Genomic DNA, 13,910 nt, shown 5'->3' on the forward strand with positions numbered 1-13,910 from the left:
TGATCTGGTGGATGAATTTGTCGATTTCGACAAGGTCGCGAATTGCCCGGATATGGGCCTGTATATTTCTGCCACCAATGTTGAAACGGGCCGGGCACGCGTCTTTCACCGAGAAGAGGTGTCATTGGATGTGGTTATGGCGTCCGCCTGTTTGCCCAACATGTTCAAAGCGGTTGAAATCGACGGCGTGCCTTATTGGGACGGCGGTTACATGGGCAACCCGGTGTTGTTTCCCTTTATCGATCACTCGACATCAGCGGATATTATGATTGTTCAGATCAACCCGCTGATGCGCCCGGGTACACCGAAAACTGCGCGTGATATTCAGAACCGGTTGAACGAGATCACTTTTAACGGCTCGCTTCTGCGTGATTTGCGCACGATTGACCTGATCCACCGCCTGATCGATGATGGCGCACTGAACGAAGAAGAATATCGTGTAATGAACATGCACATGATCGACGGCTGCGAAGACATGTTGGAACTGGATGCGTCGTCTAAAATGAATTCAGAATGGGCGTTTTTGGTGCATTTGCGCGATCTAGGCCGCGCGCATGCTGACAAGTGGCTCACGGCCAACTTTGACAAGATCGAGGTCGAAAGCACGCTGGATCTGAGCGCATTGTTTGGCGGCGTTAGTGCTGTTCACGGGGCTAACATGGTCGAACTGCGCGCGCGCAAAGGCTGAGGATCAAAAGCAAAAACCACGGCGATTCAAACGTCCGGCCGTGCACTCGATTAGGGTGTTGGATCTATGCGCGTGCGTTGCCCATTCGTATGCCCAACTTCGACGTCACCTAAACAACCGCGCAAACAGCGGCGCGCCAAGGATCACCACAAAGATGCGCAACACGTGGTGGGCAATGACAAAGGCCACATCAGCCCCCACGATCAACGCAAGCACGGTCAATTCGGCCTGACCACCCGGCGCAAAGGCCAACAGCGCGTCCATACCGGGCGCAAGGCCAAAGCCATAGACGGCCTCGACAAAGATCAGCGTCAGGACGATTAGAATGACGCAAAACCCAAGGCCCGCTGCGATATCGCGGCGCACCTCTGTCATGGTGATGCCCGAATATTTTACGCCTACTGTCATCCCAATAAAGAACTGCGCCGCCCAAATCGCCTCGGCGGGGGCGCGGTGTTGCAACAGGCCCAAAACGGCAAACAAAGCCGCCATGATAAGTGGCCCAAGGATCGACGCGCCAAACATGCCAATCCGTTTTGCGCCTTGCCATCCGACAAGCGCGCAACCGACCATCAACAGCAGTTGCGTAACAGGCACATCCCGTGCAGGCGCGCCGGGGGGCTTGGATAGATCCGCATCCCAAAACCCTTGCAAGATAAAGGGTAAGGCCACCACGATTACCATCACGCGCGTCGCATGGATCAGCGACAGCGTGCGGGGATTGCCGCCTGCTTCTTCTCCGAAGACCAGCATGTCCTGCAAACCGCCGGGCATGGTAGAATAATAACTGGTGGCAAAATCATACCTCCAGATGCGCATGAAATAAGGGACGCCGATCAAGCCAATGCTTAAAACCATCAGCGGGATCAGCAAAAGCGTGGGCCACATGCCCGCCATTGACCCAAGCAAGACAGGCGTAAAGGTTGCCCCAACAGCGACGCCCAGAATGGTGCGCATGCCTTCGTTCAGCGGCTTGATGCCTTTCATCTTTACGCCCGCAAGTGCGGCAATCAGGCAGGCGGTGATGGGCCCAAGCAGCCAAGGTAAGGGCAAGCCGGTAAGGTGAAACAGCGCCACACCAAAGGCCGCAATCCCAAAAGTCAGCGCGATGCGCATCATTGGCCAAGCACCTTAAGGCGGTGGATCAGTGATGTTTGCAAATGGGTTTCGGCGGCTTGGTCCGCAGCTGCGGGGGCTGCGGCCTCGATGGCGTCTAGAATGGCGGTGTGCTGGTCGCTGAGAATTGCTATGTGGTCGGCCTCTAGGCGGTGCAGGGCCTCACGTACAGGGGGGCTGGACAAGTTTAGCGTTTCAGCCACATCGGTTTCGCACAACCGCGCGCAGGGCGCGTAAGCGCCAGTGTGAATGGCGTCTCGCCGTTTGGCATAGGCGGTTTCGCTTTGGCTCATGTCTGGGGTGGTCATGGCGTACCTTTGGTGGTGTGTCCCCTTGGATACGACGCACAATCTACGCCGTTGCCCCTTTGCTGTCAAAGTTCCAAACGGGGCGGCTGTTAGTAATCTTTTTCGATAAAGATACCGACGCCTGTGTTGCTGTCCGCCGAAACCGAACCGCGCACGGTGACGTTAGGCGTGAGGTCAATGTTCAAGGACACTTCTGCGCCATTTTCAGCCCCCACAGTCACATCTGTATAGACATTGTCGGATAGGTATTTACCTGCGCGTAGGGCTGCGCTGCCGTCATCGCTGGTGGTGACATCTAGATCGTCTAGGCCGAATGATCCGCGCAGTTGCGACACCAAGCCTTCGCCTCCGCGTCCGGCCAATTGGGCGACAGCGTTCGCCAGTTGCAGAGCCTGAAAGGCGGATAATTGCGAAATGTCGCGCCCAAAAAAGATCTGCGCCAGCACTTGATCCTGCGGCGCTTCGGGCGAGGATTCAAACGACACTGTCGGATCAGCCACTGGTCCGTCGACGACGATTTCAGCCGTGCCGATCGTGGTTGTTGTGGCGGCGACGAACCGGACGATGGGTTCAAAACGTCCTTGCAGTTGTACGCGGCCTTCGGTCAGGTCAAAGCGCTTGGTTAAGATGTTTAAGCGCCCACGGATCAGGTCTATTTGTCCGGTCGAAATGGTATCCGCCGTGCTGCCGGTAATTCGCAAAGTGCCGCCCAATTCGGCGTCCAAGCCGCGCCCGCGTATAAAAATGCGCGCGGGGGCGTTGATGGTGACATCAAGCGGGAAGGGCGTGCTTGTGCCACTGCTTTCTGCGGCGGCTTCTTTGATCAGCCCGGCACGCCGTCGTGTGCTCATTTGCGGGCGGGTTTCGCCGATGTGGGTGATGTCAGGGATCGTTCCAAGGGTTGAAACGGTGCTGTTTGGCACCTGCACATTGGTTTCGCCAACGTTGATTGTGCCGGCAATGCGCGCGCCGCCCGTCAGGGGGCCGTTCAGGGTCACGCCGCCGTTCAGCAGACTAGTGTAAAGCACCTTGTCACTGACGACCACATTGTCGAGCGCAATGGCTAGTTGCGCCGGGAAATTTCCTGCAAGCGTCAGAGGGCCGCTTACCTGCACTGCGCCGCCGTCGGTGAATTGGCCACTAAAGTCGAGCGTTGCGCGTTCACCATTCAGATCAACTGCACCGCTAAGACCACCAAGGGTTATGGGCAAGTTCGGCGTGACGACGCGGGTGCCTTGGGTTGAGATGCGCCCCCGGACAGAAGACAGGGCAGCGGGGCCATCTATCGTCAGATCAAAACCCGCAAGGCCCGCGATGCTGCGCGGCGAGATGAATGGGTTGATCAGGCCAAGTTGCGCCTGTCCCGTTGCATCGAGTTCCAGACGGCCCGAAGTGCCAACCAACCCTTGGACCTGCGCCGTGGTGCCCGAGGGGCCATTCAGGTTTGCATCAACGTCAAATCCGCGTGCCACTTGTGTGGCTGTGCCGTTTACGGTGGCTACCCCTGACAGGCGCGGCACAAGCGCGCCGATATTGGGCATGCGTAGGGCATAGTTGGCTGTGTTACCGATGTCTCCGAAGGTGCCGTTGATGGTGCCTGTACTGGAATAGGGGCCGTTCAGATCGGTTGCCACCTGCCAGCCTTGGTCGATTTGCGCCAATGTGCCGTTAATCGCCAAAGGCCCGGACACGCCGGGGGCCAGTGGGGCCACGTTTGGAACCGCGAGTTGGAATGCAGTGGCAAGGCGTGATGCCAAATAGGTGCCGGACACGGTCGCTGTGCTGGAATAGGGGCCATTGATGTCGTTGGCAAAGCGCCAGCCATCGCCTTCTTGTTGCACATTGCCAGTCAGTGAGGCGGCACCATTAATACCGGGCGCAAGGGCTGACACGTCAGGCAGGTTGGCCGCATAATCAGCGCTTAGCGTGCCATCGATATACCGCCCATCCGCCGTGATATCAGCGTTATAAGGGCCAGAGGCCGCAGTGGTGAATTCCCAACCGTTCGGCACTTGTTGCACTCTGCCACCAACCGTTGCAGCGCCCGCTATGCCGGGAACAACGCTGGACACATCAGGCAGACGCGCGGCATAGTTTGCCGCCAAAACACCGTTGATCAGGCGCCCGTCTGCATTCACCTGCGCTGCGTAAGGGCCGGATAGGGTGGTGGCAAATTGCCAACCATTGGGCAACTGCGCGACATCGCCGTTTAACGTGAGAGCGCCGGGAATGCCTTTGACGATCGGATCAAGCGAGGGCAAAATCGCCGTGTATTGCGCATTCAACGCCGCATCCGCAAAGCGCCCAGAGGCGGTGACGGTGCTGGAAAACGGACCTTGGATATCGCTGTCAAAGGTCCACGCGCCATCCCTTTGCGCTGCTTGCGCGGTGAACTGCGCGCCGCCCGTGACTTGTGGCACGATGGGGTTCAGGTCGGGCACATCCGCGTTCAGATCAATGTCGATTTTGTCGCCGTCGATGTTGGCCGTAAAGTCCGCCGTGGCATCCAGTGGCCCAGCCGCGTGCGCCGCCACGTCCCAGATTTCGCCAACCTGTTGCGCGGTGCCGTTCAGGGTCAAGGGGCCCGTCAGCGTGTCCACAACCCGACTTGCATCATCAAGGGCAAGGTCAAAACGCGCTTGGGACGCACCGGTTTGCAACTGCGCAGCTATGTCGGCAGCAAGGGCCGGATTGTTCAGGGTTAAACGGTCGACGAATGTGCCGGTTTCATCACGGCGTGCGGCCAGATTGACCGCCGTTTCGCCTGCCAACACAGCATCGGCTTGTGGGATGCCAATGGCCAAATCCTGCGTGGTGCCTGACAATGACAGCTCAAAAAAACCTCCAAGGGCGGCACTGCCGCTGGCCACGATATCGCCCGCACCTGTCAAACCCAAACCTGCCAGATCGGCAAAGGCCGACAGATCGGGCGTGTCGATGTTCACATCAAATGTGGATGCAAAATCTTCGGACAGGCTTTGGACCTCAACATTGCCAACTAGCGTGCCTGCCGTTCCTGTCAGGGACAGGTTTTCAAGCTGCAAGGGCGCGTCATCGCCGTAGGTCACGTTCAAACCACCGCTGATCACCGACCCGACGGCGCGGGCGATGGCCGGATCGGTGAAATCAAGGCCCGAGGCATTCAGATCGACGCGTGCCGCCAATTCGCCGATGCTATTGACCTCGCCCATCAAGGTGCCATCCACGCCGAAGGTCATGCTGCGGACTTGTACGTCGGTTTGGTCCAGCCCCAAAATCGCAACCGATGCCATCAGCGCTTCGCCTTGATCGGCGTCATAGCTGACAACTAGATCGGCCTGATCGATGCGAGTTTCGTCGCCCCCGGCCGGTAAAAGAACCGGGTCGCCATCGGGGTCAGAAATCTGCCCCTGAATGTCCAACAAGGTCGGCCAGCCATCGCGGTTTAGGGCGGCTTGCCCATTCAGGCGCAGCGCGCGTGTGTCCAGCGCAAATTGCTTAAGGGTCAACGCGCCATTTTCGTCTTGGCTGCCTTGGGCGTTCAAGCGGACATCGGGGCCAAAGAACGCGGCGTATTGCGGCAAAAACAACGCGGTGACATCGCCGGCCAAATCGGCGTCAAAGGCCAATGGGCCGTCTTCTTCGGATTGCAGGGCCAGCGTACCGGACAAACGGGGCGCATCATCTGTACGTAAATCAAGGGTAGCTGCGAAATCACTCAGCAGCCCCTCGCCTAGGACTTTTAGGTCAAGGCTTGGGCGACCGGGCACATCTATCAAACCAGAGAGCAGGCCGTTTTCATCTTCGGACACGTCCAAATCAAGCGACAATGCGCGGGTGTCGTTGGCATAGCTTGCATTGACTGTGAAACGAGCGCGCGTTCCATCAATGCGCTTTGCCACCAGATTGGCGTCGCCTGCGCCGTCGGCCAGCGTTGCAGCGCCTGTCAGCGACATCTCGACCGCTTCGCCCAAAATCGGCGCGCCCAAAGCCACCACATCAATGGACAATGCGCCAAGTTGTAGGGACGCAGGCAGATCAGGCAAGGAAAAGGGCGTGGCCTCGGCGTCGGGCACGTCGATACCCGGTTCTGTGATGGGCAGGCGGGGCAGGTCGACCCGGGCGGCGCGCAGCAATTCAACGTCGATTGCGCCGCGCAGCAAGGCGCTGCGGTTCCACGTCAGCGCCACATCGTCAAGCGTCAGCCAAATGCCTTCGCTGTCGGCAATGGTGATCTGGGTAATGCGCGCCGTGCTTGATAGGGCCCCTGAAAAGCCATTGATGCGCACAGTGCGCCCATCCCCGCCCAAGGCGTTTTCCAGCAGCCCTGCGATGACACCGCGATCTTCGTTGTCGTCTTGCGCATGGGCTGCGAACGGAAGCATCAAGCATAGGGCGAGGGCAAGAATGTAACGCATCAAAAAGCCTGTCCTATGCCGATGTAAATCTCTAGTCCTGAACTGGTGTCCGACCCTGAACCGGGCAGGGCCGCATCAAATCGGATCGGGCCGATGGGCGTATCATAGCGCACGCCTGCGCCATATCCTGTGTGCCATTCGCCAGAGCTGTCATAGAAGGCTTCGGGGCCGATATAGCCCACATCGTAAAAGCCGACGATGGATAGGTTCTTGTTGCTGGTCTTGACGCGAACTTCGCTTTGTAGCCCGACAAAGGACCGCCCGCCGATGGTGACGCCGGGGCTGAATTCGACGCCAAGGGATTGGTATTCCTGACCACGTACAGAACCCGAACCACCTGAAAAGAATAGTAAATCAGCGGGCGCATTGGTCAGGCTTGGCCCGGCGACGGACCCAAGTTGACCGCGCAAAGCTAGGGTGACGCGACTGCCAATCTGACGGTACGTGCGCAGGTCAAGCTTTGTCACCACCCCGTTGTCCGTGCCGCTAAGATTGACAAATGGCGTCACGCTGGCCTGCGCGTAATAGCCCGCAGTCGCATCCAATTTGTTGTCGCGTCGATCAAAGGTTGCGGTCACAGGGAACGTTAAAATCGTGTAATCCCGATCGCCCAGATCGTCGCGGGTTGTCGAGCGCCGCAGGCCGATCCCGTAGTTGTATTCGCGATCCTCTGAGGCGAAATAATTGGCTCCCAGTTCCAGCCGGATGGTGCGGGAAAACAAATTTGGATCGTCACGTTGTTCGATTTCGCCCAGCAAGAACGCCTCGAGGTCGGTGCGAAACGTGGCTGGACGGCTCAGAATGCCGGTCAGACGGAAATCGACGCCATCGGTGTCGCCGCCACTTAGGCCTTCGATTTCGCCATCAATCTGTAACCGTTCGGCCCCGCCAAAAATATTGCGGTGCAGCCAAAGTGCACTAAGGCTTAACCCATCCAGCGTGCTGAATTCAGCCCCAAAGCTATAGCGCCGCGGCAGTTGGTCGGTGATGGTGGCAATGGCATCCAAAGTGCCGTCGGGATTGGCGGTTTCAGCCTCGCTTAGGGAGGCGGCGGCGAACGTGCCGGTGCGACGCAGGCGGGTTTCAACCTTGGTGATGACGTCGGGGTCAAAGACATCGCCTTCGGGCCAGCCCATGATTTCTCGGATGCGTTTTTCGCGCACCGTGCTGCCGCCTTCGATCGTGATTTTACCAAACTGCAATTTGGGGCCGGGATCGATCGTGACAGACGCGCTGAGCGTTTTTTCAGGGTTGTTTGCAGTGATTTGCTGGCTGGCAACGCTGGCCTTGGCGTGTCCGACGTGTCGCCAACCTTCGATCTGCGCAGAGGTGCCTGCGCGTAAGGCGGTGACGCTTGCGACTTGGCCTGAATTCAACCCTTCCGTTGGCTCAACATCGGGGGCCTGCGGCGTGATTGAAACCGTGCCAAAGGTAAAGACCGCGCCGGGTTTCACATTTATGACGACGTTTGAAATGACAGCAGGGGCGTCAATAGGCGGGATCGAAGCCGCCTCGCGGCCATCCACAAGAATGTTGATTTCAGGGGCAAAGTATCCTTGATTGTAAAGCACCCCGATCAGGGTGCTGTAATCCGCCTGCGCCGCCCCAAGGATATCAATGGATTGAGGCGGGTCGGTTTCGTCATCATTCGTGTTCAGCAACCCGGCCGTCAAGCTTGCGCCGCGCAATTGATCCGCCACCGCATCCGGGGCATTCACAGCAACATCAAAGGCCAAAGCCTGCGTGACGCCGCCTGTCACAAGCAGCAGCGATATCACTCCACGACCAATTCCAAGAAACATCTAGCAGCACCCCACTGCGTGTGTTCCGCAGCTTTCGGCAGACAATGCCAAAATCTGCCAAAATGTTCCAGCGAATAACTACATATAGTGGATAAATCGCGGTATTTTGCCTGTAGCTAGGTTTTGATGTAACCCGCCACCACTTGCAAAAGCCGATAGGCCGTGGCGGCGTCATTTTCGACCACGGCTATGAAGTCTTCTTCGCTGATGCGCAGGCAGGTCAAGTCAGACCGTGCGCGCATGTCCAGTGCGCGCGGTTCGCGCCGGATCAGGCCCAATTCGCCCACCAACGCGCCTGCGCCGACTGTGGCAATCAGCTTGTCCTCGACACCGGGGCGGGGCAGCAGCAAATCCGCTTCGCCGTCGATGACCATATAGGCGCCATCTGACGGGTCGTCGCGCTTGCGGAACACATATTCGCCGGGCTGTGCGCTATACCAGCGCGCGCCAAAGGCTAGCAGGCGCAACTGTTTGCGTTTGAGGCCCGCAAACAAAGGCGCGCGGCTAAGTGCGTCCAACTTACGTGCAAGGTCAGCCCCGACCTCAGAGTCAGCCCCGGTTTGCTGCGTTTCAGCCCCGACCAAGTGGCCCTGTTGGACTTCGATGTGCAAATCGAACACGCCTTCGTCTTCGAACCCGTCATTCAAAAAGACCAGCGTCGCGTCGGGCAGCAGTTTGCGCAGATTGGCAATCAAGGCTTCGCGGGTGTCGGTGTCGTAACTGGCCATCGCGCGATCAAGGATCAATAGATCGGGGCGTTTGATGGTGGCACGGCTGATCGACAACGGTTCAGCAAAAAGCGCGGGTAGATTGGCGCCACCAAGGGCGATCGGCACGTCAAAAACCAGTTCCAGCACCAATGGGCTGACGCCTTCGTCGGCCAAAACTTGCACGACCACGCGGCGCAGCTCTTCTCCGCGTGTGCCTGCCTCTTCGGACACTTTGCCGAACAACACGTTTTCCAGAACCGACAGGCCCTGCACATATGAATGGGCTTCGATGGGGACGAACAAGTCGTCCATTTGGGCACGCAAGGTGTCGGCATGTTGGGTGCGCATTTCAAGGATACGGTCCATCACTTCCTGTGGAAAAGATGGGCCAACCTGTTCGGCCGTCACGCTGGCAGGGACGGACAACAATAGGGCTAAATCCGTGTCGGTGATGTCCGATCCGGGCGGTTTGCGGTTCACTAGATCAAGGGCGGCGTCATAAACGTCGACCTCAAGGCCGACTTTGCGAAACAACGGGTGATCGGTACCATTTGCGCCAAAAATCTGGCGCAGCATTTCGATGATATTGCGGGCAAGCAATTCCAGATTATCTGCCAAATCCAATGCATGCAGTTGGCGCAGGAAATCCAGTTTGGCTGCGATGATCTGTGGCGTGATCTTTTCGCGCGGGGTGGCATACAGCAGGTTTTCTGCAATCGGCAGGGCTGGGTTATAGGTGTTGGCATCGAAAGGATGCACAAATTGCGCCAACCCGGCGTCTTTGATGGCGGCGTTCACTTTTGGGCGCAGGGCGATCAGTGCTTTGGTCAGCTCTTGGTGCTTGTCCGCGTTATAGGCTTGATCAAGGGTGCGCCGCGTCAACACATCACCGCTGCCAGTGCCGTCAATAAGCGTGTACCACCACGCCAGCAGCGATTTACGGTCTTCGACACCCGCCAATGTTGGGTCCAGCCACTTGGCCTTGAGCATATCGGCGCTGTTGCCTGCTCTGATCGCTTCGCGGGCAAAACTGTTTTCTTCGCCTTCGCCTATTGGGGAAAAGCGCACCGGCATCATAACGTTCTGCCCATAGCTGCCCTTGAACAGAACGGGGCGTGAATTGGCGTGGCCGATGCGCTTGGCGATGCTGGCTTGATGCAGGGTTTTGATGTCGTGGCCCGATAGGGTGACGGAACCGCTGGTGGGTAGGGTTTCGCGAGTTAGGACTTCGGCCAGTGCGCGGCGGTCTTCGTCATTGTCGGCGCTGATGCCCACGACAGAACCGGCGGGCAAAGTGACGCTGATGTCTTCGATCACAGGGTTGCCGTCGCCGTCGCGCACGGTGACCTGATCTAGGACGATATCGCCATTCAGGCGGGGGGCATCAGGGGCCGGGCCGTAAAACAAATCGTCCGCGATCATGTTGTCGGGCGCGAAACGTTCCGTGATCGTTTCCCAGCGCAACGACATGTCGGCAGATTGGTTGTAGTAGGCCAACAGCTCTTTCCACGGGCTCGACAAATCCTTGTAAGCGGCCAATGCGGCGACCAATGCGCCGATGGTGACTTGCCCTTGGATGACCAGGTAACCGCCGATGGAAAAGAAGAAAAAAGGCGTCAGCTGTGTGATGAAGTTGTTGAGAAACTTCATAAAAAATTTCTTTTGGTAGATCTGGAAACGGATGTCGAACAGCCGGCCCAAACGGTCCCCGATCATCGCCATCCGATACCGCCAACCCCCGTTGACCCGTAAGGTCGATGCGCCTACCGCGCCTTCGCCAATTTCGGCCGCAAGCGCGCGCACCTGAACCACACGGGCTTTGTTCAGCAGGTTGATCTGCTTTTGCAGCTTTGGGATTAACCATGCCTGAACCGGGATCAGCGCAATAGCGGCCAAGCCAAAAGCAAAGGATTGCAAAAACAAGAACCCAAGGATGGTTAGCATCTGCCCGGCCTGCAACACAGGCTGCGCGACGGCGTCGCCCATCAGCCCCCCCATGGGTTCGCTTTCGGCCGTAACCATGCTGACCAACTCGCCTTGGCTGGTGCGTTCGAAATAAGGCTGGGGAAAACGCAAAATACGCGCGATCAAGGTGTAGCGGAAGCGGCGCAAGAGACGTTCGGCCAGAACGCCTTTCATCGTGTTGATGCGCATTTTCATCAGGCCATGGAACATAACAGCCAGCAAAAAGGCGCCGCACAGGATCATAAGATAGTTGATCTGAGTAAACTGCATGCCAAAGGCTGTGATTGTCGAACCGCCTGCACCGATCGCGTCATTGATGATCCGTTTGGGCAATTCCAGCGTCAAATAAAGCAGCGGAAACAGCGTAAGGGTGACCACCAAAAGGATCAGCTGATCCCGCTTTGAATATTTCCAGATAAAGGCAAAAAGGGAGGGTTCGATGGCTTATGTCCCGAAACTGGCAACGGGCGGCGCGCCCGCACACAATCTAACCGTGGCGCTCGGAGTAAATCAATGCCTTGTGAAGTGCCGTTCACTTTAACCCGCACATGGATTGCCCCGAACGCATTGCCATCCTAGGATGCCTTTGATCCGCTAGCCAAAGGACGATCCTTGACTGACCCTGTGCTTTTAACCCTCGTTCTGCTTTTTCTGTTGCAGATCAAGCATATGTTCGCGGATTTTTATCTGCAAACACCGCGCATGCTGCGTGATCGAGGGGTGTATTTGCACGTAGGTCGATTGCAGCATGCAGGTCTGCATGGGGTCGGATCTTTGGTCGCGATGGTGTTGGTGGGGGTGCCTGTCAGGCTGGCCTTGGCGGTCAGTGTGATCGAATGGGCGGTGCATTTTCATATCGATTGGGTCAAGGGATTGTGGTCTGATCACACCGGTCACGGACCGGACGAGGCCGGGTATTGGCGCGCTTTTGGTGTGGATCAAACGGCGCATCATTTGACGTATCTGGTGATGGTTTGGGCTGTGCTGCTTTAGAGCCAAAACTCTGCGACAAAAACGTATGGCCGATACAGTGTCGGCACTCATGGAAAACTTCGCGCAAACCTTGAAGCGGAAACCGACGTTGCCCTATCATCTGCGTGGAAGACGCTTGATGAAAGTGCGGCTGGCGATCATTCCTGTCTGGCCCCATTGACACGACCACCCGCGCTGGCCTTCATGGCAAAAAATCAAAGAAAGAGACCCGAACGATGCGAACACGTGCCGCCGTAGCCTTGGAAGCTGGCAAACCATTGCAAATCATGGAAGTGAACCTTGACGCGCCGCGCGCCGGGGAAGTCTTGGTTGAGATCAAAGCCACCGGGCTGTGCCACACGGATGAATTCACCCGGTCTGGTGACGACCCCGAAGGCATCTTTCCCGCGATTTTGGGCCATGAGGGTGCAGGCGTTGTGATCGAAGTGGGGGAAGGTGTGACCAGCCTTGAAGTGGGTGATCACGTCATCCCGCTTTACACGCCCGAGTGCCGCGAGTGCGAGTACTGCCTGAACCCAAAAACCAACCTGTGCCAAAAAGTGCGCGCGACCCAAGGTCAAGGGTTGTTGCCCGACGGTTCGACGCGGTTTTCGATGCTCGATGGGACGCCGATTCATCACTATATGGGCTGCTCGACCTTTGCCAATCATACTGTCGTGCCCGAAATTGCGCTGGCCAAAGTCCGCAAAGACGCGCCGTTTGACAAGATTTGCTACATCGGGTGCGGCGTGACCACAGGCATAGGTGCGGTGATCAACACCGCCAAAGTTGAGATCGGGTCGCGGGGCATTGTGTTCGGGCTTGGGGGCATCGGTTTGAACGTGATCCAAGGGCTTCGTCTGGCCGGAGCGGATCAGATCGTTGGGGTGGATTTGAATGAAGGCAAAGTCGAGATGGCTAAGCGCTTTGGCATGACGGACTTTGTGAATCCGTCAAAAGTTGACGGTGATTTGGTGGCGCATTTGGTTGAGCTGACCAAAGGTGGTGCGGATTACACCTTTGATGCGACCGGTAATGTCGACGTGATGCGCACGGCACTTGAAGCGTCACACAAAGGGTGGGGCGAAAGCATCATCATTGGTGTTGCGCCTGCGGGGGCCGAAATCTCGACCCGCCCGTTTCAGTTGGTGACGGGGCGCAGCTGGCGTGGGACCGCGTTTGGCGGTGCGAAGGGACGCACAGATGTGCCCAAGATCGTGGATTGGTACATGGACGGCAAAATCGAAATCGACCCGATGATCACTCACAAGCTGACGCTGGATCAGATCAACGAAGGGTTTGATTTGATGCATGCCGGCAAATCGATCAGGGCCGTGGTCGAGTTTTAAGGTAAGGCGTACCTGTGGTGCGCCATCGCAGGGCGGAGGACACCTCCGCCTTACAAAGTTCACGCCACGTTATTTAAACTTCATGTGTTTCCCGTGCAGCCTGCTTGTTAGGCTGCGCGCACCGGCGTGCCTTAGGAGGGCGATATGAAGCTTGTTGTGAATGGCGCAGAATACGATGTGGATGTCGAAGACGACATGCCCCTGTTGTGGGTTTTGCGGGACGAGCTGAACTTCAAAGGCGTGAAATACGGATGTGGTGTTGCAGCTTGCGGAGCTTGCACCGTGCACATCGACGGGGTTGCTGTGCGATCTTGTCAGGCTTTGGCAGCAGACGTCGATGGCGAGGTCACGACAATCGAAGGTCTTGGAACCCCTGACGCGTTGCACCCACTTCAAGCCGCTTGGATTTCGCATCAGGTGGCACAATGCGGTTACTGTCAGTCCGGGCAAATCATGCAGGCAGCGTCGCTATTGACTGATATTCCTGATCCTTCGGACGCCGACATTGACGGCGCAATGAGCGGAAACTTGTGCCGTTGTGGCACGTACACCCGCATCCGCGCGGCTGTCAAAACCGCCGCTCTGACCCTAAAGGAAAACTAA

General features: G+C 57.5%; 9 protein-coding genes. 4 read left to right on the forward strand and 5 right to left on the reverse strand.

From position 1 onward, the window contains the following. On the forward strand, positions 1 to 688 hold a 688-nt coding region (locus ABJF76_RS11565; protein ID WP_413822571.1), incomplete at its 5' end, for a patatin-like phospholipase family protein. A gap of 105 nt (positions 689 to 793) precedes the next feature. Here ABJF76_RS11565 and ABJF76_RS11570 read toward each other — a convergent pair. The 5 genes from ABJF76_RS11570 to ABJF76_RS11590 all read right to left on the reverse strand — a co-directional run bounded on the left by ABJF76_RS11570 (position 794) and on the right by ABJF76_RS11590 (position 11,373). Continuing rightward, a complete protein-coding gene (locus ABJF76_RS11570) occupies positions 794 to 1,807 on the reverse strand; it encodes an AbrB family transcriptional regulator (protein ID WP_413819749.1) in 1,014 nt (337 codons plus the stop codon). Continuing rightward, the gene (locus ABJF76_RS11575; protein ID WP_413819750.1) at positions 1,804 to 2,112 is read right to left on the reverse strand and encodes a GntR family transcriptional regulator; all 309 of its coding nucleotides are present in this window, start codon (positions 2,110 to 2,112) and stop codon (positions 1,804 to 1,806) included. Before ABJF76_RS11575 ends, ABJF76_RS11570 begins: the two co-directional genes overlap by 4 nt. Positions 2,113 to 2,201: 89 nt before the next feature. Then, the gene (locus ABJF76_RS11580; RefSeq protein WP_413819751.1) at positions 2,202 to 6,509 is read right to left on the reverse strand and encodes a translocation/assembly module TamB domain-containing protein; all 4,308 of its coding nucleotides are present in this window, start codon (positions 6,507 to 6,509) and stop codon (positions 2,202 to 2,204) included. Then, a complete protein-coding gene (locus ABJF76_RS11585; protein ID WP_413819752.1) occupies positions 6,509 to 8,311 on the reverse strand; it encodes an autotransporter assembly complex protein TamA in 1,803 nt (600 codons plus the stop codon). Before ABJF76_RS11585 ends, ABJF76_RS11580 begins: the two co-directional genes overlap by 1 nt. 116 nt (positions 8,312 to 8,427) lie before the next feature. Further along, positions 8,428 to 11,373, reverse strand: a complete 2,946-nt coding sequence (locus ABJF76_RS11590) for an ABC transporter transmembrane domain-containing protein (protein WP_413822577.1) — start codon at positions 11,371 to 11,373, stop codon at positions 8,428 to 8,430. 225 nt (positions 11,374 to 11,598) lie between these two features. On the opposite strand from ABJF76_RS11590, the gene ABJF76_RS11595 reads away from it, so the two are divergent. From ABJF76_RS11595 to ABJF76_RS11605, 3 genes are all read left to right on the forward strand, one after another. After that, entirely contained in the window at positions 11,599 to 11,979 is a 381-nt protein-coding gene (locus ABJF76_RS11595; protein ID WP_413819753.1) for a DUF3307 domain-containing protein, read from the forward strand. 215 nt (positions 11,980 to 12,194) lie between these two features. Next, entirely contained in the window at positions 12,195 to 13,307 is a 1,113-nt protein-coding gene (locus ABJF76_RS11600) for an S-(hydroxymethyl)glutathione dehydrogenase/class III alcohol dehydrogenase (protein WP_413819754.1), read from the forward strand. A gap of 144 nt (positions 13,308 to 13,451) precedes the next feature. Further along, the gene (locus ABJF76_RS11605; RefSeq protein WP_413819755.1) at positions 13,452 to 13,910 is read left to right on the forward strand and encodes a (2Fe-2S)-binding protein; all 459 of its coding nucleotides are present in this window, start codon (positions 13,452 to 13,454) and stop codon (positions 13,908 to 13,910) included.

The organism is Tateyamaria sp., from assembly GCF_039940735.1.
Taxonomy (GTDB): domain Bacteria; phylum Pseudomonadota; class Alphaproteobacteria; order Rhodobacterales; family Rhodobacteraceae; genus Tateyamaria.